This window comes from Pseudomonas sp. ATCC PTA-122608, assembly GCF_001952855.1.
Classification (GTDB): domain Bacteria; phylum Pseudomonadota; class Gammaproteobacteria; order Pseudomonadales; family Pseudomonadaceae; genus Aquipseudomonas.
In genome coordinates this window covers 94,196-113,661 of sequence record NZ_LPNO01000013.1, presented here as the reverse complement: position 1 = coordinate 113,661, position 19,466 = coordinate 94,196, and the positions used below count along the sequence as shown (strand labels likewise).

22 protein-coding genes are annotated in these 19,466 nt (G+C 61.4%); 5 read left to right on the top strand and 17 right to left on the bottom strand.

The window, feature by feature from the left end; genetic code table 11:
- Positions 1 to 94 precede the first annotated feature (94 nt).
- The 5 genes from araH to AU074_RS13210 all read right to left on the bottom strand — a co-directional run bounded on the left by araH (position 95) and on the right by AU074_RS13210 (position 5,046).
- Positions 95 to 1,060 carry an L-arabinose ABC transporter permease AraH gene (gene araH, locus AU074_RS13230; RefSeq protein WP_076015092.1) on the bottom strand — a complete coding sequence of 322 codons (966 nt, stop codon included), beginning with the start codon at positions 1,058 to 1,060 and terminating at the stop codon, positions 95 to 97.
- An 18-nt stretch (positions 1,061 to 1,078) separates the two neighbouring features.
- Positions 1,079 to 2,587: an L-arabinose ABC transporter ATP-binding protein AraG gene (gene araG / locus AU074_RS13225; RefSeq protein WP_076015091.1), complete on the bottom strand. Its 1,509-nt coding sequence runs from the start codon at positions 2,585 to 2,587 to the stop codon at positions 1,079 to 1,081.
- Complete coding sequence (locus AU074_RS13220) at positions 2,584 to 3,564, bottom strand: substrate-binding domain-containing protein (protein ID WP_063027976.1); 981 nt, start codon at positions 3,562 to 3,564, stop codon at positions 2,584 to 2,586. The genes araG and AU074_RS13220 overlap by 4 nt, the downstream gene beginning before the upstream one ends.
- Positions 3,565 to 3,595: 31 nt before the next feature.
- Positions 3,596 to 4,417: an SDR family oxidoreductase gene (locus AU074_RS13215; RefSeq protein ID WP_076015090.1), complete on the bottom strand. Its 822-nt coding sequence runs from the start codon at positions 4,415 to 4,417 to the stop codon at positions 3,596 to 3,598.
- Positions 4,418 to 4,566: 149 nt separating this feature from the next.
- Positions 4,567 to 5,046, bottom strand: coding sequence for a GNAT family N-acetyltransferase (locus tag AU074_RS13210; protein WP_010165922.1), 480 nt, complete (start codon positions 5,044 to 5,046; stop codon positions 4,567 to 4,569).
- Positions 5,047 to 5,158: 112 nt separating this feature from the next.
- Here AU074_RS13210 and AU074_RS13205 point away from each other — a divergent pair, with 112 nt between their 5' ends.
- From AU074_RS13205 to AU074_RS13185, 5 genes are all read left to right on the top strand, one after another.
- Positions 5,159 to 5,818, top strand: a complete 660-nt coding sequence (locus AU074_RS13205; RefSeq protein WP_076015089.1) for an HD domain-containing protein — start codon at positions 5,159 to 5,161, stop codon at positions 5,816 to 5,818.
- An 85-nt stretch (positions 5,819 to 5,903) separates the two neighbouring features.
- Positions 5,904 to 7,097, top strand: a complete 1,194-nt coding sequence (locus AU074_RS13200; RefSeq protein ID WP_076015088.1) for an MFS transporter — start codon at positions 5,904 to 5,906, stop codon at positions 7,095 to 7,097.
- 85 nt (positions 7,098 to 7,182) lie between these two features.
- Complete coding sequence (locus AU074_RS13195) at positions 7,183 to 7,530, top strand: hypothetical protein (RefSeq protein WP_010165919.1); 348 nt, start codon at positions 7,183 to 7,185, stop codon at positions 7,528 to 7,530.
- Positions 7,531 to 7,578: 48 nt separating this feature from the next.
- Positions 7,579 to 7,845: a hypothetical protein gene (locus AU074_RS13190; RefSeq protein WP_017475797.1), complete on the top strand. Its 267-nt coding sequence runs from the start codon at positions 7,579 to 7,581 to the stop codon at positions 7,843 to 7,845.
- Positions 7,846 to 7,901: 56 nt separating this feature from the next.
- On the top strand, positions 7,902 to 8,282 hold the full coding sequence (locus AU074_RS13185) for a Rho termination factor N-terminal domain-containing protein (protein WP_076015087.1): 381 nt from the start codon (positions 7,902 to 7,904) through the stop codon (positions 8,280 to 8,282).
- A 128-nt stretch (positions 8,283 to 8,410) separates the two neighbouring features.
- Here the strand turns inward: AU074_RS13185 and AU074_RS13180 are convergent, their stop codons facing one another.
- The 12 genes from AU074_RS13180 to tmk all read right to left on the bottom strand — a co-directional run bounded on the left by AU074_RS13180 (position 8,411) and on the right by tmk (position 19,458).
- Positions 8,411 to 9,139: a bifunctional 2-polyprenyl-6-hydroxyphenol methylase/3-demethylubiquinol 3-O-methyltransferase UbiG gene (locus AU074_RS13180; RefSeq protein WP_076015086.1), complete on the bottom strand. Its 729-nt coding sequence runs from the start codon at positions 9,137 to 9,139 to the stop codon at positions 8,411 to 8,413.
- Positions 9,140 to 9,177: 38 nt separating this feature from the next.
- Positions 9,178 to 10,098 carry a PfkB family carbohydrate kinase gene (locus AU074_RS13175; protein WP_076015085.1) on the bottom strand — a complete coding sequence of 307 codons (921 nt, stop codon included), beginning with the start codon at positions 10,096 to 10,098 and terminating at the stop codon, positions 9,178 to 9,180.
- A complete protein-coding gene (locus tag AU074_RS13170) occupies positions 10,091 to 11,557 on the bottom strand; it encodes a cytosine permease (protein ID WP_076015084.1) in 1,467 nt (488 codons plus the stop codon). Before AU074_RS13170 ends, AU074_RS13175 begins: the two co-directional genes overlap by 8 nt.
- A 197-nt stretch (positions 11,558 to 11,754) precedes the next feature.
- Entirely contained in the window at positions 11,755 to 12,756 is a 1,002-nt protein-coding gene (locus AU074_RS13165; protein WP_076015083.1) for an ADP-ribosylglycohydrolase family protein, read from the bottom strand.
- The gene (locus AU074_RS13160; protein WP_076015082.1) at positions 12,753 to 13,466 is read right to left on the bottom strand and encodes a GntR family transcriptional regulator; all 714 of its coding nucleotides are present in this window, start codon (positions 13,464 to 13,466) and stop codon (positions 12,753 to 12,755) included. The genes AU074_RS13165 and AU074_RS13160 overlap by 4 nt, the downstream gene beginning before the upstream one ends.
- A gap of 70 nt (positions 13,467 to 13,536) precedes the next feature.
- A complete protein-coding gene (locus AU074_RS13155; protein ID WP_076015081.1) occupies positions 13,537 to 14,097 on the bottom strand; it encodes a DUF1285 domain-containing protein in 561 nt (186 codons plus the stop codon).
- A 17-nt stretch (positions 14,098 to 14,114) separates the two neighbouring features.
- Complete coding sequence (locus AU074_RS13150; RefSeq protein ID WP_063027950.1) at positions 14,115 to 14,720, bottom strand: DUF4823 domain-containing protein; 606 nt, start codon at positions 14,718 to 14,720, stop codon at positions 14,115 to 14,117.
- Between the two features lie 75 nt (positions 14,721 to 14,795).
- Entirely contained in the window at positions 14,796 to 15,764 is a 969-nt protein-coding gene (locus AU074_RS13145) for a GTP 3',8-cyclase MoaA (RefSeq protein ID WP_076015080.1), read from the bottom strand.
- A gap of 139 nt (positions 15,765 to 15,903) precedes the next feature.
- Positions 15,904 to 16,557, bottom strand: coding sequence for a TetR/AcrR family transcriptional regulator (locus AU074_RS13140; protein WP_076015079.1), 654 nt, complete (start codon positions 16,555 to 16,557; stop codon positions 15,904 to 15,906).
- A 437-nt stretch (positions 16,558 to 16,994) separates the two neighbouring features.
- Positions 16,995 to 17,780 carry a TatD family hydrolase gene (locus tag AU074_RS13135; RefSeq protein WP_076015078.1) on the bottom strand — a complete coding sequence of 262 codons (786 nt, stop codon included), beginning with the start codon at positions 17,778 to 17,780 and terminating at the stop codon, positions 16,995 to 16,997.
- 63 nt (positions 17,781 to 17,843) lie between these two features.
- Positions 17,844 to 18,833, bottom strand: a complete 990-nt coding sequence (locus AU074_RS13130; protein ID WP_076015077.1) for a DNA polymerase III subunit delta' — start codon at positions 18,831 to 18,833, stop codon at positions 17,844 to 17,846.
- Positions 18,826 to 19,458, bottom strand: a complete 633-nt coding sequence (gene tmk, locus AU074_RS13125; RefSeq protein ID WP_076015076.1) for a dTMP kinase — start codon at positions 19,456 to 19,458, stop codon at positions 18,826 to 18,828. The genes AU074_RS13130 and tmk overlap by 8 nt, the downstream gene beginning before the upstream one ends.
- Positions 19,459 to 19,466 lie beyond the last annotated feature (8 nt).

Genomic DNA, 19,466 nt, shown 5'->3' with positions numbered 1-19,466 from the left:
TTGCCTGGATGAATGAGGTGTTTGGTATTGGGGCTGCTACGCAGCCCAGCGGGAGCAAGCTCCCTCGCCACAGAAAGCCTCATCGCTCGAGAAATCAGCGTTGCTTCATCCTGTCGATAATGACCGCCAGCAACAGGATCGAGCCGCGAATCACGTATTGGTAGAAGGTGTCGATGTTCTTCAGGTTCATCGCGTTCTCGATGATCGCCAAAATCAACACCCCGGCAATTACATGCCGGATCATCCCGATCCCGCCGCTCAGCGACACCCCGCCCAGCACGCACGCCGAGATCACCGTCAGCTCAAACCCCTGGCCAATCATCGGTTGCCCCGAGGTCATCCGCGACGCCAGGATCACCCCGGCCAACGCACCAATCACCCCGTGCACGGCAAAGATGATGATCTTGGTACGGTCGACATTTACCCCGGCCAACAGCGCCGCTTCCTGGTTGCCACCGATGGCCATGGTGTTGCGCCCGTAGGTGGTGTAGTTCAGCAGCCAGCCAAAAAACACAAAGCACAGCACGGTGATGATGATCGGCACCGGCACGCCAAACAGCTGGCCGTTACCAAAGACGAAGAAGTTTTCGTCCATCACGCCAACCGCCTTGCCGTTGGAAAAGATATACGCCAGCCCACGCACGATCTGCATCGTCGCCAGCGTGGCAATCAACGCGTTGATCCGCAGCTTGGCGATCACGATGCCGTTGATCAGCCCCACCACCAGGCCCATGGCCAACGCCGCCGACACGCCGAAGAACACGCTGTCGGTGTCGCGAATCACGATCCCCGCCACCACGCCCGAACAGGCGATCACCGAGCCCACCGACAAGTCGAAGTGCCCCGACGCCAGGCAGAACAGCATGGTGCAGGCTGCAATGCCCACGGTGGAAATCGCCAGCCCCAGGCCGCGCATGTTCAGCGGCGAGAGGAAGTTGTCGATGAAAATGGCGCTGAGCACAAAGATGCTCAAGGCCGCCAGCAGCATGACCCAATCATCGAGAAACTTGCGCTGGTTGAACCCCGGCCAGAAGCTTCTTGCGGTTTTTACCTGTGACATACCCACCCCTCGTATTCTTCAGTCCCGCGTACGCGGAAGAGCCAGTTGCAGCAGTCGTGCTTCGTCCGCTTGATCGCGGGTCAATTCGCCGGTCAGGGCGCCTTCGCTCATCACCAGGATGCGGTCGGAGATGCCCATCACTTCCATCAGGTCGCTGGACACCACAATCACCGCAATGCCACTGGCCGCCAGGTTGTGGATGATCTGGTAGATCTCCGACTTGGCACCGATATCAATGCCGCGAGTCGGCTCGTCCAACAGCAACACTTTCATCGGCATCGACAGCCAGCGACCCAGAATCGCCTTCTGCTGGTTACCGCCCGACAGGAACAGAATCGGTTGATCGGCAGACGGCGTGCGCACGTTCAGCGCGCTGATCTGCCGCTGGGCGTTGGCGCGTTCCCAACCGCCCTGGATCAACCAACCGAAGCGCGCATGGTCACGGCGCGCACTGATGTTGATGTTCTCCGCGACACTGGCGCGGGGCACGATGCCTTCCTTCTTGCGGTCCTCGGGGCAGAGCAATACACCCGCCGCAATCGCATCCCGTGGCGTCTTGAACGTCTGCGCCTGGCCATGCAACACCAAGGCACCCTGGGTACTGCGCGACAGCCCGGCCAGCAGGCGCAACAGCTCGGTGCGCCCTGCCCCGACCAGGCCAAACAGCCCAAGAATCTCGCCCTTGTTCACCTGCAGACTCACCGGTTCCTGCAAGCCTGGCCCGAGCAGACCTTCGACTCGCAACGCTTCACCGGAGTGCTCGCGCGGTCGGTAATTGTAGATGTCCTGGATATCGCGCCCGACCATGCAGTTGACCAACTGGTCGACGTTCAACTGCGCCATGTCCTCGAAGGTGCGCACGAAGCGCCCGTCCTTGAACACCGTCACCGCATCGCAAATCCGGAACACTTCTTCCATGCGGTGCGACACGTAGAGGATCACCCGGCCTTCATCCCGCAGCCGGGCGATGATCACCATCAGCCGCTCGATCTCGCGGGCCGAGAGGCTGCTGGTGGGCTCATCGAACGCAATCACATGGGCATTGCGTGACATGGCCTTGGCGATTTCCACCAGTTGCCGCTGCCCGAGGGACAGGCTGCCCAGGCGCATGTTCGGATCGATTTCATCCGCCAGACCTTTGAGCAATTCCCGCGCCTTGCGCACCATCGCGCCGCGATTGACCACGCCAAAGCGCGACGGCATATGCCCCAGCAGCAGGTTCTCCCCGACGGTCATTTCCGGCACCAGTTGCAGCTCCTGGTGAATCACCGCGATGCCGCTGGCGATGCTGTCGGCCGCCGATTTGAAACTCACGCTGCGTTCGCCCAACTGCAAACTGCCGCTGTTGGGCGGATAAAAACCGCCAAGGATTTTCAGCAAGGTCGACTTGCCCGCGCCGTTCTCGCCCATCAGCGCATGCACCGAATGGGGCCGCGCTTCAAAGCTGATCTGCGCCAAGGCTTTCACCCCGGGAAACTCCTTGCCGATGCCGTTGAAGCGCAGGCTTTCTGCTGCAGCGCTGTTCATTTCCACAGACCGATCTTGCTCAACTCTTCCTTGAAGTTGGCGCGAGTGATCAGGGTCACGTTATCCAGTGCGGTGAACTTGGCCGGCTCGGTGCCTTTGGTCACCCACTCGAACATCGCAGTAGCGGTTTTATAGCCGGACGCATCGGGGCTGAGCAGCATCGAGCCGTAGAAACCGGTGTCGGATTTTTTCAGCTCTTCGATGGCGTCGGTGCCGTTGATGCCCACGCCGATGACATTCGGCGCCTTGAAGCCGGCGCTTTCGGTGGCGCGTACGCCGCCCAGTACGGTGCTGTCGTTCATGCCGCCAATCAGCAGGTTTTTCGCGCCGCTGGGCAGTTTCACCAGGGCCGAGTTGGTGGAGTCCATGGCGCCCGGCACGTCGAGGGTTTTCTGCGCGGTGAACAGGATATGGTCAACCGGCAGGCCGGCAGCCTTGAGGCCTTCTACCGAACCGTCGGTGCGTTTCTTGCCGGTCTCGAGCTCGTCAAACGTATTGATGACGGCGTAGGTGTCCTTCCAGTCCCAGTTGCGATGCTTGGCTTCGGTGGCCATGGCTTCGCCTTGTTTCTGGCCGATCTTGTAGGCGTCCAGGCCGACGTAAGGCACGTCTTCCATGGGCTTGCCCTTGGCGTCGACGAAGCGGTCGTCCACCGCCAGCACTTTCAGGTTATTCAGCTTGGCCTTGGCCATGATCGCCGGGCCGAGGGACACGTCCGGCGGGCAGATGACGAAGCCCTTGGCGCCGTTGGCAGCGAGGGTGTCGATGGCGGAAAGGGTTTTCTCGCCGTCGGGCACGGCGATCTTGATCACGGTGAAACCATGGTCCTTGCCGGCTTTTTCAGCGAAGGCCCATTCGGTCTGGAACCAAGGCTCTTCCGCCTGCTTGACCAGGAAGCCGATCTTGACTTCTTCGGCAGAGGCCAGGCCGCTGAGTGCCATCGTGAGTGCAAGGGTGCCTAGTGTCTTCTTGAGCATGAACCACCTCTTCTTGTTATTTGGAAACGTGTTAATCGTGGTACATCACCGACCGCCCGCCATCGATCATCAGGCAGGTGGCATTGATAAAGGGCGCCTCATCGGTCGCAAGAAACAGTGCCGTCATCGCCACTTCAATCGGCTGGCCGATGCGCTTGGGCGGGTGCAGGTCGAAGGCACGCTGGCGCTCGGCGTGCGGGTCGGCAAAGCCGTTCCAGTAATCGACGTTGAGTTGGGTTTCGATATAGCCCGGCGCGATGGCATTTACGCGGATGCCCTTGGGCGCGTATTCGATGCCCAGTGCGCGGGTCAGCCCCAGCAGGCCGTGCTTGGCCACCGGGTACGGGAAGCAACCGGGAATGATGTGGCTGGAATGGGTGGAGGCGATGTTGATGATGTTGCCGATGCCCTGCTCGATCATGTGCGGCAACACGGTGCGGCAGCCGTACCAGGCGCCGTCGAGGTCGATGGCGAAACAGCGGCGCCAGTCGTCGTCGGTCATTTCCAGCGGGTCGCGGAACACGTTGACGCCGGCGCAGTTGACCAGCACATCGACTCGGCCAAAGCGTTCGATGGCCACGTCCACAAGGGAGCGCCATTGGTCCTTGGAAGTGATGTCGACGGGTTGTGCGTAAATCTCGGCGCCGCGTTCGCGCCAGTGAGCGGCGACCTTCTCGACCTTCTCGCCCTGGATATCACCGATTACCAGGCGCGCCTGCTGAGCCTGGAAGCAAGCGACGATTGCCTCGCCAATGCCTTGGGCGGCACCGGTAATGACCACGACTTTGTTCTTCAGTCGCTCGCCGTAAGTCAGCTCGGGCACCGGAGGTAACGACAACGGTTGTGCCTGCATCGCTTCACCTGTTTTGTTTTTGGTAGTGAGTGCTGATGCGCAAGACTATAAACCCAGAAACCAAAACATCTCAATATATAAATTATCATCCCATATAGTGAACAACTGTATAAAAAAACCGGCTGTGATAGCCGGCTCTTTATAGGCCTTCAACCTTGGGCGAAATCCCTCAAGGCATCGCCCTCCATGCGGTAGCGCACCCACTCTTCCTGTGGCTGGGCGCCGATGGATTTGTAGAACGCAATGGCCGGCTCATTCCAGTCCAGCACGCTCCACTCGAAACGCCCACAGCCATTGTCGCAGGCGATTTTCGCGAGGTGGCGCAGCAACTTCTTGCCCGCCCCGCCGCCGCGTTGCTCGGGGTTGATGTACAGGTCTTCGAGGTACAGGCAGTTGCTGCCGAGCCAGGTGGAGTAGCTGAAAAAGAACACCGCAAAGCCGATCGGCAAACCGTCCCGCAGGCAGATCAGGCCGTGGGCGGTGGCGCCTTCGCTGAACAGGCTGCGCTCGATGTCCACCACGCTGGCGATCACTTCGTGGCGGGCTTTTTCGTAGTCGGCAAGCTCGGTGATGAAGGCCAGAATTTGCGCAGCATCGCTGGGCACGGCGGGGCGAATCTCGATGGTCATGGACTGGCCTTGTCAGGGAAATAAAGCACACATACTAAGGCGCTTTAATGACCGATTGCAGTGCAATTTGATTCGCGGCTAACCTGCAGGCCGTCGACCTTTGAGAATCCCCATGCCCTTCACGCCACTGACCGACCTCGCCGCGACTTTATTGCCTCACGCCCTTGAGCCTTCGGAAGACGGTGCCCACGACCTGTCCCATTTGCAGCGGGTGTGGCACAACGTGCGCTCGATCCAGGCTGAGGAAGGTGGCGAGCTTGAGGTGCTGCTGGCAGCCGTGTTGCTGCATGACTGCGTGGCAGTGGAGAAGAATTCACCGTTGCGGTCCAAGGCGTCGAAGCTGGCGGCGGACAAAGCCGGGGAGATTTTGCAGGGGCTGGGCTGGCCGCCCGCAACGATTGCTGCGGTGACGCATGCCATCGAGACCCACAGCTTTTCGGCGGGCCTTACTCCAGTGACGCTTGAAGCGAAGATTATGCAGGATGCCGACCGTTTGGATTCCCTGGGCATGATCGGCGTGGCCCGCACGTTTTACATCGCCGGGCGTATGGGCAGCGGGCTGTATGACCCGGCGGACCCAACGGCAAAGCATCGCGAGTACGACGACAAGCGCTTCTGCCTCGACCATTTCCAGACCAAGCTGCTGCATCTGGCGGGCGGATTTCAGACGCCGACGGGGCAACGCATGGCCCTGGCGCGCCATGAGCGGTTGAAGGGTTTCATGGACCTGTTCATCGAAGAAATCGGCACGCCATACTCCGCTGTGGGCTAACGCAAGAACCGCGAACCACAGAACAATCCCACGCGCCGTGCATGGTAAAAGTTGGGCATAAATCCAACAGACGCAAGGCTTTTCCATGCACTCCTCACCTGCGGTTGGCGGAAAACTGTTCGCCCTTTTCTGCCTCGCCAGCTACCTGCTTTCCCTGTCCTATGGCTCGACATTCTTGCTGTCGCTGCTGATCCATTCCCGTGGCGGCAACGAACACGACGCCGGCAGCGTGATCTCCATGGCAATGCTCAGCACCTTTGTGGCGGTGCTGGTTTCCGGGCATCTGGCGGACCTGCTGGGAGCCGCCAAGTCCATCGCCCTGCTCGGCGTATTGCTGGTGCTGGCGTGCCTGGGCTTTGCGCTTACACCGGGATTTGGCGAGGGCTTGATGTTCTTTGGCTTGTCGTTGGGGTTGGGCTGGGGCGTGTTCTATACGCTGGGGCCGATCATCGTCGCGATGCTGGTGGAACCGGCGCAGCGGGCCAAATATTTCGCCCTGCTGTCGGGCAGCATGATGACCGGGATCGGCTCCGGGCCGCTGCTGGGGCGGGCGGCAAGTGCGTTGGATTTTTCGCTGACGGCGGCGTTTTATATCGCGGCGCTGGCGAGCCTTACGGGCGTGGTGATTTTCTGGCGGCTGGGTCGCGCCCTCAGTCAGCACACTGCGCCGGCGTCGAAGATTTCCTGGTCGGCGACGCGCCAGGTGCTGTCATCGAAAGCGGTGTTCGCGATCATCATGGTCGGCCTCGGCGGTTGCGTGTTTGGCGGGTTGTCGAGTTTCCAGACCAGCTACGCGGCGCTGCACGGGCTGGACTATTCGCTGTTCTTCCTCGGTTTCATGAGTGCGGCGATTACCAGCCGCCTGCTGATCGCCGGCATCGTGGTCAAGCGTGATCCGTATTGGGCGGCGTGTGTGTTGTCGGGGTTGATGCTGGTGTCGATTTTCCTGTTCGGGTTCAGAGTCAGCGGCAACTACAGCTACCTGGCGGCAGCCGTCACCCTGGGCGTCGGTTATGGCCTGACGTATTCGGTGATCAATGGTTTGGCTGCGAACGAGGCGCCCGCCGGCACCACTTCACAAGCGTTGCTGTTGTTCAGCCTGGCGTACTTTATCGGGGTGTTCGGTTTCCCGTTGCTGGCGGGCAAGGTCATCGTCGAATACGGCATGCCGACCCTGTTGATGAGCGTGCTGGCCGTGGCGTTGCTCAATTGGCTGATCACAGTGGCGCGGTTGATCTGGCGCCGAATCTCGTCACACAAAATCTTACAAGCGACCTAAGACCGTTCGTCGGTATCGAGGCACGAATCGCAAACGGGGGCGGACCAATATCAGGTAAGGACATTAATCATATGGAGACACCATCATGACGACTTCCAAATTTGCCGCCCTCGCCCTCACTGGTTTGCTGTCTGCGGTTTCGCTGAGCAGCTTTGCCGCCACCACAGGTTCCAGCACCGGCCCGACCGACCCTGTCGGCAGCCCGCCCAACCCCGCTACCCAAGAGTCGAAGGACTCGATGGGCACCGGCATGGACACCAATGGCGGCGCCATCATCGACAACAGCAAAGACCCACGCACCCAGGGTGACGACACCAATCGCAACAGCGGTGCAGTACCTAACGGCAAAATGGGCCCAGGCGCCACTTCGCCTTCGATCAATAAAGGCGATGACTCAAACATCCCTGGTGCACCAAAACAGCCAGCGCCTTAACCCGCGAGAAAGACGAACACCCAACCATTTCCCAGTGAAGAGGTATGCATGAACGTCGATCACAACCTTGAAAAAGAAGTCCTCACCCGCCTGCTCCACGCTCATCCCAGCGGGCTGGGCAAGGAAGTGCTGGACAACTACCGAGGTGAAAAAGTGGTGGCCAGTGCCTTGGCCACCTTGCAGGACCGCGGGTGGATCAAGGAAGGCCATGTGACCTGCAACGATGCCGGGGAACACGCGCTGAACCTGCCGATCAAGCTCACCGCATCCGGCGTGGAAGCGGCTCGCAAGCTGGAAAGCGAAGCGGGCCAGTAACGCACTTTGTCTGGCCTGGCCCTTCGTGAAGGGCCAGAACCAGTAGGAGTATCGAAATGCCTCGTGGAAGCAAAGCCAAATACACCACCGAACAGAAGCGCAAGGCCGCTCATATCGAAGAGAGTTATGAGCACAAGGGCTTGTCGAAAGAAGAGGCCGAGGCCCGGGCTTGGGCCACCGTCAACAAGCAGTCGGGTGGCGGCGAAAACGCTGGTGGTTCAGGCCAGCGCAAGGCGCCGGCGAAAAAGTCTCAGGACCGGCATGAGTCGGCCAAACGGGCTGCGGCCAGTCGTGAAGGGCATCCGCGAAACAGCAGGATGTCGTTGGGCACGCAGACCAAGGAAAGCTTGCTGAAGGAAGCGCGCGCCAAGGACATTCCCGGGCGTTCGACCATGCGCAAGGATGAGTTGATTGAGGCGCTGAAAAAGGCCGGTTAACGCGGATCAAAATGTGGGAGCGGGCTTGCTCGCGAAGCCGGTGTATCAGTGCCAGATTCATTGGCTGACCCACCGCATTCGCGAGCAAGCCCGCTCCCACATTTTTGATCGTGTTTTCAGCCACGGTATCAGCGGTGGGCGGCAACCAGTAGCATCATCGGCCGCTCCAGCTCTTCTGCCAATGCGGGGCGGGCCTTAAGGTCATCCTCACTTGGGCCCCACTCGTCTACATGGGTCAGGGTGAACCCCGCCTGGATCAACAGCGTAAGCAACGTGCCTACCGTGCGATGTTGTTTGATCACGCCATCCGCCAACCAGTTGGTGACCCGTGGCCCTTCGATCTGATAGCTGTCCACCGGCCAGCTCTTGCGCCCTTGCTCATCAATCAGCCAGCCCGGCTGCCGAGGCGCCATGAAGATCGGGTGCTCGATGGAAAACACCAACCGTCCGCCTGGCACCAATGCCTGATGAATGCGCGCGAACAGGCCTTTCAGATCGACGATGTAATGAAACGCCAATGAGCTGTAGGCCAGGTCGAAAGCGGCATCCGGAAGGTCGAGTTTTTCCAGGTCGGCAATGCCATAGGTGATGGCCGAAGACGCAGTCATCTCCTTCGCCCGCGCCAGCATTTTTTGCGACACATCCAGCCCCAGCACTTGTTCGGCGCCCTGCTCCTGAGCCCAGCGACTGAACCAGCCGTAGCCGCAACCGAGGTCCACCACTTTCGAGCCCGACATAGGCGGCAACATGGCCTGCAATGCTGGCCACTCCGGAGCGCCGGCGAGGCCTTCTACCGAGCGGCCCATTTTGCTGTAGCCCTCGAAGAAAACCTCGGTGTCGTAGATGTTCTGGGTCATGACGTTGCTCCGTGCTGAATGGCGACTATTCTGCCGAATCAGCCCGCGCTCAACAACGTATCCACTTCAGCCGTGCCCGGTGAGGTTGCCGGCCCCCAGCGCGTGACCGCCAATGCTGCCGCCGCATTGGCGCGACGTGCCGCGACAGCTGGCGCCAAACCATTGGCCAGCCCGGCGATAAACACCCCGGCGTGAGCATCACCCGCACCGTTGCTGTCCACCGCCTTGACCTTGAATCCCGGCACATGCTCGGCCTGGCCGCTACGGCTGACCCAGCAGCCATTCGGCCCGTCGCGCACCACCAGCAAGGTGCCGGCGGGCAGGTGCTCGTTGAGCTTGAGCAATGCCCCCGCGAGATCGCTGGCGCCGGTGAATGCCAGGGCTTCCGGACCGTTGCTGGTCCAGATGTCGATACGCGGCAACAAGGCGACCATCAAGGCCGAGTCCGGCGCCTTCACCAGCGGGCCCGGATCGAACACCACGGTGATCTGGCGCGGCAACGCCAACAGCCAATCGAGCAACGCCTGGGCCTTGCCTTCAAGCAGCAGGCTGTAGCCGCTGACGTACACATAGTCATCGGCATTGGGTACCGCGCTGGCCAGGTCTTGCGCGAGCAAATCACCTTCGGCGCCGATATGGGAAATGAAGGTACGCTCGGTAGTGGCTTCGGTCAGGGACACACACAGGCCGGTGTCCTTGTCGTCGCTGGCAGCCAGGGCCATTTCAATGCCCTCGGCCTGCATTGCCGCGCGTGCCAGGTCACCAAAGCGGCCGCTGCCATGGCGGCCCAGGTAGACCACCGGCAAGCCGTTGCGTCGGGCGGCGGCCATCACGTTGAAGCCGCCGCCGGCTTCGAAGCTGGCGGAATTGGCCAATACATCGCCGCCGGTGGCGGGCAATGTGTCGAGGGACATGACCAGGTCGACGATGACCTGCCCGCTGTGCAGCAATCTAGACATTAGCGCTCTCTACCAAAGCCGGACGACGATCAGTCGCGCCACCCAGTACCGCATAAATCCCGCCGGCCACCAGGAAGGTGACGATCCAGCCCAGGCCGTTGTGGCCCAGCCACGAATCGGACAACGGCCCGGCGAACCAGATGTTCTCGGCCGTGGTGCCGATGGTGGTGAAGCTGAAGCCCAGCACAATCGCAATCGCCCAGGCGCCGAACGCACGCCATTCAACCCCGCCGCGATACCAGTAGGCGCTGCTTGGCGTCACGTCCAGCAGGTCTTTGGGGCTGTAGTAGTGACGATGGATCAGGTCGACCACAAAGATCCCGACCCAGGCGGTAATCGGTACCGCCAGCAACGAGATGAACGTGATGAACGGACCGTAGAAGCTGTCGGCGATCAGCATGAAGTAGATCGAACCGGCGAAGATCGCGACGATGTCGACGATCACCGCGTGCACGCGCTTGACCTTCAAGCCGAGGGTCAAGGTGGTGAGGCCCGCCGAGTACACCGACAGGTTGTTGGACAGCAGCAGTCCGCCAAATGCGGTGATCAGGTACGGCACCGCCATCCAGGTCGGCAGCATGTCGCGGATCGCGATGATCGGGTCAGTGGCCGACGCCAGGTCGTTGTTGCCCACCGACAGCAGGCCGCCGAGGGTGATCAACAGCACCAGCGGAATACCCGCACCGAAGGCGGCAGAGGCCACCAGGCGCACGGCCTTGACGCTGCGGTGCTGGTAGCGCGACATGTCGGCACCGGCGTTGGCCCAGCCGATACCCGTACCGGCGGCCATGGTGCCGATGCCGATGATCATCGCGCTCAACGGCGCAGGCGTGGCGTTGAACACCGCGCTCCAATCGATGGTGGCGCAGAGGAAACCGCCCACCAGGATATTCAGTGCGCCGAACACGTAGGTGGCCCACTTCTGGATCACCAGCAAAGTGGCGTGGCCCAGGCCCGATACGGCGAGGGTCAGCAGCACGAAAATGCCAATGAACAGCAGGGTCAGTACCGGCGCGCTTTTGGCGGCAACCGGCGAGTTGAACAGGATCGAGCACAACGACAGCAGCACGAATGCCGCCGTGGTGGTGTTGACGGTTTCCCAGCCCAGGCGCGACATCAGTGACACCAGGGTCGGGCCGATATTGCCGCGTACGCCGAAGATCGCCCGGGACAGCGTCAAGCTCGGGGCACGGCCACGACGGCCGGCGATGGAGATGATGCCGACCACCGCAAACGAACCGGCGGCGCCGAGGATCGCCACGATGACTGCCTGCCAGATCGCCAGGCCGCGAAACGCCACGAGGGTCGCGCCCAAGGGCAAGCCGAGGATGCTGATATTGGCCGCGAACCAGACCCAGAACAGTTGCAGCGGATGGCCGTTGCACTCGCCTTCCGGGACCGGCTCGATGCCGCGTGTTTCCAATTGCCCGGCGCTTTGGCCGGAAGAGGACGTACTCATGGTGGGGTGCTCCTGATGCCTGTTTTTTTGTGGTTGTGGCAGGTTGGCAAGTTGAATCTGTGTTCCGGTCTTCCTGACTCGACTGGATCAATGTGGGAGCGGGCTTGCTCGCGAAAGCGGTGCATCAGTGACACATGCGTTGCCTGACACACCGCTTTCGCGAGCAAGCCCGCTCCCACATTTTTGATCTGCGGTGCTCAGCGCAGATCGAGCAGGCCTTGGACCAAGGGCTCCAGGTCCAGGCCATTAACCTGCTTGACCTGCTCGATCATCGCCTCAGGCCAGCACTGCATCCCCAGGCACGCACCGAGCATCGCGCCGAGAATCGCGGCGATGGTGTCGGTGTCGCCGCCAAGGCTGGCGGCCATGCACAAGGCTTCGAAGGCGTTCACTTCACCCACCGCAACTTGCTGCGCAAGGGCAAACGACACCACCACCGATTCCTGGGACGCCACCGAAGTGCCGATCAATTCGTAGAGCAGGTCGGTAAACAGCGCCTTGTCGCCGCTGTCGACGCTCAACGTGCGTGCCCAACTGATACGGGTGGCGATGCGCCCACCGGCAATCCAGTGGCCGTGGTTTTCCGCCTGCTGGGCGATCTGGGTGCCGATGTTCAGCGCTTCGCCCAGGTCGACACCATTGATTCCGGCGGAAACCACCGCCGCCACGGCGGCTGCGCTGGAGATCCCCAGGTTGGTGTTGTGGGTGACCTGGCAGGCCTGGATCACCGCCTGGATAAACTGCGCAGGGTCGTTGACGTTCGCCGCGATGCCCACCGGGGTGATGCGCATGGCGGCGCCGTTAGTGGTGCCGTAGCGCCCGGATTCTTCCGGGGTGTGGCCCGCCAGGATCATGTCGATCGCGCGTTTGGTGGATGGGCCCAGCAAATCCTGGGAACCCTTGGCGCGCATCACCGCTTCCCAGTCGATCAGGCGCTGGGCCAGTTCGGTGGGTTCTATTTTGCCCCGGCCATCCACCAGCAACTGACCGACGAGGATCGCCTGTTCGGTGTCATCGGTGATCGAGCCCTTGGGCATGTTCGGCGCGATCGGCTGATCGGCGTCGGCATCTTCCAGGGCGGTGATCGCGCCGAAACGCGCCTTGACCTGCTCGCGGCTCAGGGACTGGGTGGGCATGCCCAACGCATCGCCCAGGGCCAGGCCGTAGAAGGCGCCGAGGGCGCGGGTGGTGGCGGTCATGTCGGTGTTCCAAATTGAAGGTGCAGGCGAAAGTGCAGAGGGTCGAGCAGGCTTTCGACGGATTCCATGAAGCGGTCTTGCCGGTCGTAGGTGGTGCGCAGGGCCTTGAGGAACACCGTGCCCACCGGGCGACCCAGCAATTGGGCGTCTTCCTCGTTCAGCGGCTCGGCCCCGATCCATTGGCTGCCGGTGGCGCCGACGTAGCCGTAGGCGGCCAAGGTGATGGTCAGGGAGTTATCGATCAGGCCGACTTGCGGCAGGCTTTCCAGGCCACCGGAGGCCGGCATCAACGAGCGCTCCAGGGACACGAACGTGCCGTCGGCGGCGCGACGGCGGCGATCGAGGGCGATGAATTGGTCACTGCCGTGACTGCTGAGCAGGTCCGGACGAGTGACCGCTTCCAGGCGCAGGATTTCGGAGGTGACCACTGCGCCTGTGTCGGCGAGGGCTTGAGCCCAGCCGCTGCGCTGGTCGAGCACCATGCCGTCGAAGGTGACGATGGAGCCCACGCCGCTTTGGGTGGCGATGTAGCTGCGGCGCTTGAGTTCGGCCAGGGCTTCACGCAGGGTGCCGCGGCTGACGGAAAACTCTTCGGCCAGTTGGTGCTCGCCCGGCAACAGGACACCGTCAGCCATCACTCCGCCCTCGATACGGCGGATCAGCTCGTCGACGACGCGTTTTTTCTTATCAAATCGGACATGTCTAATCATGTACAAATTGATAACCGAAAGCGCCCGGCTACAGCAAGCGAATTATTTCAGAGGAAGGGACAAACCAGCCTCAGGGCTCCAGGCCGATGGGGAAAAATMCCCCGCCGCTCCAGACGCCAAGCCAGTTCTTACCGTTGATCGGACGGGTCACCGCCAACTCCACCAACTGATAGAACGCATTGCGGTGGACCAAGGCTTCGAGGTTTGTGCGCACCCGCAGGTACGGCGAAGGTTCCTGAGTGTCAGGGTCAATCACCACCCGCAGCGGATGTTCGATACCGGCCTCGACCTGTTCATCGACGTTGGTGGTAAAGCGCAGCACCTGGCTTTCGCCCTGCCCTTCGACTTCCAGGGTGACGGCGACAAAGGGCGCGTCATCGACCTTGATCCCGACCTTTTCCACCGGGGTGATCAGGAAGTAATCCTCCCCGTCGCGGCGGATGATATTGGAGAACAGCTTGACCATCGGCTTGCGACCAATCGGCGTGCCCATATAGAACCAGGTGCCATCGCGGGCAATGCGCATGTCGATATCGCCGCAAAACGCCGGGTTCCACAGATGCACCGGTGCAGGTCCCTTGCCCTTGGGCAATTGCGCCAACAGGTCATTGGCCTTGGCCGAATCGGTCATGCTGTACTCCTTGTGTCTTACTGATCGCTCATGCCCAACAGGCTGCGCGCGTAGTGCGCCAGGGGCTTGCCGATCAGGTCATCAGGCTTGTTGTCGTGGAACGTCAGTAAACCGCCACGGCTGTGAATCCGCACAGTATCAATCAAATACTGGGTGCTGGTCTCGATCAACATGACCTGAATGGTGCCGGTGTCGATACCCAGGCGATCCACCGCCTCCTGGTCAGACCATTCATCGGCGTTGCCGATCCGGTCATCCGCCTGGGCAAAGCGGCAGTACAACAGGTAATGCGCGCCGGCCGCGCGGGCTTCAGACATCGCCTGCTCCAGGCCTTCGGGCTTGCGGGCGCGGCGGACCATCGGGAAGTATTCGACAAAGCCGTTGAAAGCTTCCTCGGCCACCACGTTAGGCCGTGGATAGGCGCTGCCCGGCGGGGTGAAGGCGCCTTGGGCGATGAAAACGAAGGAGTCCGGCTGTATGCGGACCGAATTGACGCGGCGGGTATCGCTGTGGTCCAGCAGCCCGGCGTCGCTCATCTGATAGCGCGTGCCTTCGGCCATATCACTGACGGTCATGCAGCCACCCAGCGCGAGTGACGCCAGCACCAAAACCAGACTACGCATCCTAATTCTCCAAAGGCCGGTGACGGAAAACCGGCGAATGGGCACGAGATGCAGATTTTGCGCCAGCTTGCGGGACTAACCGCCGATGATCTTCATGATGGTGGCGCCGCCGGAGAATGCCACTTCCTGCTTGTCGCCCAGAGCCTTGACCAACAAGCGCTGCAAGGCCGGCAGAGCCTGGTGGCGGGGTTTGTCCAGCAGGTCGCCCACGTAGTGGCGGTTGCTCGACGACAGGCAGCCATGCAGCCAGCCGGTGGACGACAGGCGCAAACGCGAGCAGGTCCGGCAGAACGGTACGCTTTCGTTGGCGATGACACCGAAGAAACCTTTGCCAGGCACTTCGTAGCGCACGGCAGTGGCGTCCACCGGGGCGTTAGCTTGCAGGTATTCGTGTTGTTCGCCGATCAGGCTGAGCAATTGCTGGAGGCTGACGAATTGCTGCAGGAACGCGTTGGAATCGTTGGCCAAGTGGCCCATGCGCATCAATTCGATAAACCGCAGCTCGTAGCCACGCTCCAGGCAGTAGTCGAGCAGCGGCATCACCTGGTCGAGGTTCTGGCCGCGCAACGGCACCATGTTGACCTTGATCTTGATTCCGGCGGCGCTGGCCTGGTCCATGCCATCAAGCACGGTGGCCAGGTCGCCACCACGGGCGATGCTGCGGAAGGCGTCGGCATCCAGAGTGTCGAGTGAGACGTTGATCCGGCGAATACCCGCATCCACCAGCAGCGGCAGTTTGCGCGCCAGCAGTTGGCCGTTGGTGGTCAGGCTGATATCACTCAGGCCCATCTGCCCCACGGCGCCCATGAAGGCCTCCAGCTTGGGGCTGACCAACGGCTCGCCGCCGGTAATGCGCAGGCGTTCGATGCCAGCAGCCTCGATCAGGTACTCGACGCCACGCGCCATTGCCTCGGCCGACAATTCGTCCTGCGCAGCCACCAGCCGCTTGCCGTTGGGCACGCAGTAGGTACAGGCGTAATTGCAGGCTGAGGTCAGGCTGATCCGCAAATTGCGGAATCGCCTGCCTTGACGATCAACGATCATGGATCACTCCGGCAGAGGATAATTCGGGCGCGCTAAAACCTGACTGAAAAATCAAGTTTTAGCAAGGTCCTTGCCTGAGTATATTCCTGGGTTACTGCGCTGGGCAGGAAATCATATCGCCATCACGCTGGCGAATGATTCAAGTGGCCGGCGTTTCAGCGTTCGGCAAATCGGTGCTGTGCTTGCGTTTGTTGCCCATGCGCACGCCGATGTCCATCAGGAACTGGAAGAAACCTTCCTGGTCTTCCAGCACATTGCTCCAGAACGGCGAGTGGTACAGCGCGACGGCGCCGTGCACCAACGCCCAGGCGGCGCAGTAGTGGAAATACGGCGGCACGTCTTCCAGCTTGCCCTCGCTGATGCGGCCCTTGATCAGCAGGGTCAGGCGTTCGAAGTTCGAGGCACGGATCTTGTGCAGTTCCTCGACCATTTCCGGCACCTGATTGCCCTTGACCACTTTTTCTTCCAGGCGATCAAACAGGCGGTAGCGCTGCGGGTCACGCATACGGAACTCGAAGTAGGCGCGGGACAGCGCTTCCTTGTCCTTGTCGACATCGGCCGAGTGCAACAGCTCGTTCAAGTCGCGCTCGTAGTCGAGCATCAGGCGCAGGTAGATCTCGGCCTTGGACTTAAAGTGCTTGTAGATGGTGCCTTTGCCGATACCCACGGCATCCGCAATCATCTCGACGGTGACGCTGTCTTCACCCTGGTCGAGGAACAGCTTGAGTGCGGTGTCGAGAATTTCCTGCTCGCGGCGGCGAAACTCACGGACCTTGCGGGGTTCTTTGTGCATAAGAAAAAGGTCTGCAGAGATGGATATTGGGAGGGTGGCGTGCCCCAAGCCGTGCTTGTCGGAACGTTTTACCCGGTGCGCGGGATTATCCCGACTGAACGGTCGTTGGGCAACGCCTATATGAACAACCTTTGCACTTAACTTACAGCGCGCCAACGAATAAGCCGATTTGAGTCAGAAATAAAACAGGCCATTGGCGCATGTGCATCGCAACCAATGAGAACTCAACCGAAGCGGGCGTATTCCAAATCTGTTTAAAAAACGATCAGATGCGGCTGGACTGAATCGGATACTGATCAATACTTGAACTGTCGGCGTGGCATCTCCCCCAAGTGACGCGTCGACCTGGGTACCGACGGACTGCGTACCCTTGTTTTACTCCTAATGGTCTTAACCCGGATTCACCCCCCAGAACCCGGGTTTTTTTTGCCTGCGATTTAGTGGCCGACGTGGGCCAGCGGAAACAGACGCTTGAAGTTCTCGGTGGTCTGTTCGGCGAAGCGCTCGTAGGAATCGCCCCGCAGCATCGCCAGGTAATCCGCCACATCCCGTACGTATTCCGGCAGGTTGGGTTTGCCGCGATGAGGAATTGGCGCCAGGTACGGCGAATCGGTTTCCACCAGCAGGCGGTCTGCCGGCACTTGGCGCGCGACATCCCGCAGGGCATCGGCGTTGCGGAAGGTCACGATGCCCGACAAGGAAATGTAGAAGCCGAGGTCGAGGGCGGCCTTGGCCATGTCCCAGTCTTCCGTGAAGCAATGCAGCACACCGGCCTGGGGCAGCGCAGCCTCGCGCAGCAGGGTCAGGGTGTCGGCACGGGCGCCACGGGTGTGGACGATCACTGGTTTGCCAGTCTGCTGGGCGGCTTGCAGGTGCAGACGGAACGACGCCTGCTGCAGCTCGGCGGCTTCCGGTTCGTAGTGGTAATCCAGGCCGGTCTCGCCGATGGCCACCACGCGTGGGTGATTGAGTTCGCCGAGCAGCCAGTCGAGGGCCGGGGCTTCGCCGGGCTTCAGGTCCAGCGGGTGAATGCCCACCGAGCAATCGACGTCGGCATAACGATCGGCCAGGGCTTTGACGTCGGCGGCGTTTTCCGCGCTGACGCCGATGCACAGGAAGTGCCCTACCCCGCGCTGACGCGCGGCTTCGAGGGCGGCGTCGAGGGAGCCGCCGTGCTGGGCCAGGTCGAGGCGATCAAGGTGGCAATGGGAATCTACGAGCATAGGGATCTACAACTTGAGTCACGGAAAGTGTCTGGCCAACGATACACCCGTCGGCCACTGAAATTAACGGCGGCCGAGCAAGCCGACCCATTGCACCAGCAAGGCCTCAAGCAACAACACGCGGTTGAGGTTGGCCTTGCCCAGGACCTTCTGGCGTTGGGCGAGGATCCAGTCCTGAATGTTCAGGACCTTGTCCTGGGCACTCTTCTGCGCGAGGTATTGCACCACCTTGCGCATGTCCGCCAGGCCCAGGCCGTTTTCGTCCTGGGTCAGTTGGTAGCGCAGGATCAGGCTCGACCAGTCGCAGAACCAGTCGAACAGCAGCAGCAAGGGAATGTCTTTCCAGGCGCTTTCGGCCAGTTGCGTGGCGGACATCTCCTGCTTGAGCAGCTTCTTCACTCCGTCCACCACCAGCGCACGCTGTTCACGTACGCCCTGGGCCTGGAGTTTGACCGCCGCCAGGGGCGAGCCGGCCGCCAGGGTCAGCAACTCGACGCGCTCGGCCTCGCCACACTCCGGCAGTGCCTGGGCCAGCCATTGCAGGCTCATGGCTTCGCTCGGCAACGGGCAGGCCTGTTGCACGCAGCGGCTGCGGATGGTCGGCAGCAGGCGGCTGGACTGGTGGCTCACCAGCAGCAACACGGTATCGCCGGAAGGTTCTTCCAGGCTCTTGAGCAAGGCGTTGGCCGCGTTGATGTTCATCGATTCCACTGGCTCGATCAGCACCACTTTGCGCCCGCCCATCTGCGCGGTCTGCACCACGAAGCTGACCAGATCACGCACCTGATCGACTTTGATTGCCTTGTCGGCTTCTTCCGGTTCCAGCAGGTAGTTGTCCGGGTGGCTGCCGGCCTTGAGCAGCATGCAGGCTTTACATTCCCCGCAGGCTTCCAGGCCGTTGAGCCGCTGGCATAACAAGCTGGCCATCAGCCGCTCGGCCAGGGCGCGCTTGCCGATGCCCACCGGGCCGTGGAGCAAGTAGGCGTGGGCGTGCTGGGCACGGCCCGCCAGTTGCTGCCAGAGGCTGTCCTGCCACGGGTAGGCTTCAGCCACGGACACGCTCCACGAGTTTCGGCACCAGGGCATCGATAGACTGCTGAACCTGAGTCAGGGGTTGCGCGGCGTCCAGCAGGTGATAACGCGCGGGGTCGGCTTCGGCACGCTTGAGGAACGCGCCGCGCACAGCTTCAAAAAATACTCGGGTTTCCAGTTCGAAACGATCGAGGCGACCCCGGGCAGTGGCGCGGGCCATGCCGACTTCCACCGGAAGGTCGAACACCAGGGTCAGGTCGGGACGCAAATCGCCCTGGACGAAGGTTTCCAGCGTCGCAATGCGCTCGAGGGACAAGCCACGACCGCCGCCCTGATAAGCGTAGGTCGAATCGGTAAACCGGTCACAAATCACCACCGCGCCACGGGCCAGGGCCGGGCGAATGACTTCGGCCAGGTGCTGGGCGCGGGCAGCAAACACCAGCAGCAGCTCGGTGTCAGGGTTCATCTGTTCGTCGCCCGGGGTCAGCAGCACTTCACGGATGCGCTCGGCCAGCGGCGTGCCGCCGGGCTCGCGGGTCAGCAGCACCTCGATACCTTCGGCGCGCAGGCGCTCGGCCAGGTATTCGCGGTTGGTGCTTTTGCCGGCGCCTTCCGGGCCTTCCAGGGTAATAAACAAGCCAGTCACAGGCAGTC

Excerpts from the sequence above, each read along its gene's own strand:
- AU074_RS13215 (WP_076015090.1), bottom strand. The coding sequence starts at position 4,417 with ATGCAGGCACAACCGTTGTCGTTACCTCCGGTGCCCGAGCTGACTTAC.
- AU074_RS13140 (WP_076015079.1), bottom strand. The coding sequence starts at position 16,557 with ATGCACAAAGAACCCCGCAAGGTCCGTGAGTTTCGCCGCCGCGAGCAG.
- AU074_RS13180 (WP_076015086.1), bottom strand. The coding sequence starts at position 9,139 with ATGACCCAGAACATCTACGACACCGAGGTTTTCTTCGAGGGCTACAGC.
- AU074_RS13170 (WP_076015084.1), bottom strand. The coding sequence starts at position 11,557 with ATGAGTACGTCCTCTTCCGGCCAAAGCGCCGGGCAATTGGAAACACGC.
- AU074_RS13200 (WP_076015088.1), top strand. The coding sequence starts at position 5,904 with ATGCACTCCTCACCTGCGGTTGGCGGAAAACTGTTCGCCCTTTTCTGC.
- AU074_RS13185 (WP_076015087.1), top strand. The coding sequence starts at position 7,902 with ATGCCTCGTGGAAGCAAAGCCAAATACACCACCGAACAGAAGCGCAAG.
- AU074_RS13165 (WP_076015083.1), bottom strand. The coding sequence starts at position 12,756 with ATGACCGCCACCACCCGCGCCCTCGGCGCCTTCTACGGCCTGGCCCTG.
- AU074_RS13150 (WP_063027950.1), bottom strand. The coding sequence starts at position 14,720 with ATGCGTAGTCTGGTTTTGGTGCTGGCGTCACTCGCGCTGGGTGGCTGC.
- AU074_RS13190 (WP_017475797.1), top strand. The coding sequence starts at position 7,579 with ATGAACGTCGATCACAACCTTGAAAAAGAAGTCCTCACCCGCCTGCTC.
- AU074_RS13160 (WP_076015082.1), bottom strand. The coding sequence starts at position 13,466 with ATGATTAGACATGTCCGATTTGATAAGAAAAAACGCGTCGTCGACGAG.
- AU074_RS13135 (WP_076015078.1), bottom strand. The coding sequence starts at position 17,780 with ATGCTCGTAGATTCCCATTGCCACCTTGATCGCCTCGACCTGGCCCAG.
- araH (WP_076015092.1), bottom strand. The coding sequence starts at position 1,060 with ATGTCACAGGTAAAAACCGCAAGAAGCTTCTGGCCGGGGTTCAACCAG.
- AU074_RS13145 (WP_076015080.1), bottom strand. The coding sequence starts at position 15,764 with ATGATCGTTGATCGTCAAGGCAGGCGATTCCGCAATTTGCGGATCAGC.
- AU074_RS13195 (WP_010165919.1), top strand. The coding sequence starts at position 7,183 with ATGACGACTTCCAAATTTGCCGCCCTCGCCCTCACTGGTTTGCTGTCT.
- AU074_RS13205 (WP_076015089.1), top strand. The coding sequence starts at position 5,159 with ATGCCCTTCACGCCACTGACCGACCTCGCCGCGACTTTATTGCCTCAC.
- AU074_RS13210 (WP_010165922.1), bottom strand. The coding sequence starts at position 5,046 with ATGACCATCGAGATTCGCCCCGCCGTGCCCAGCGATGCTGCGCAAATT.
- AU074_RS13220 (WP_063027976.1), bottom strand. The coding sequence starts at position 3,564 with ATGCTCAAGAAGACACTAGGCACCCTTGCACTCACGATGGCACTCAGC.
- araG (WP_076015091.1), bottom strand. The coding sequence starts at position 2,587 with ATGAACAGCGCTGCAGCAGAAAGCCTGCGCTTCAACGGCATCGGCAAG.
- AU074_RS13175 (WP_076015085.1), bottom strand. The coding sequence starts at position 10,098 with ATGTCTAGATTGCTGCACAGCGGGCAGGTCATCGTCGACCTGGTCATG.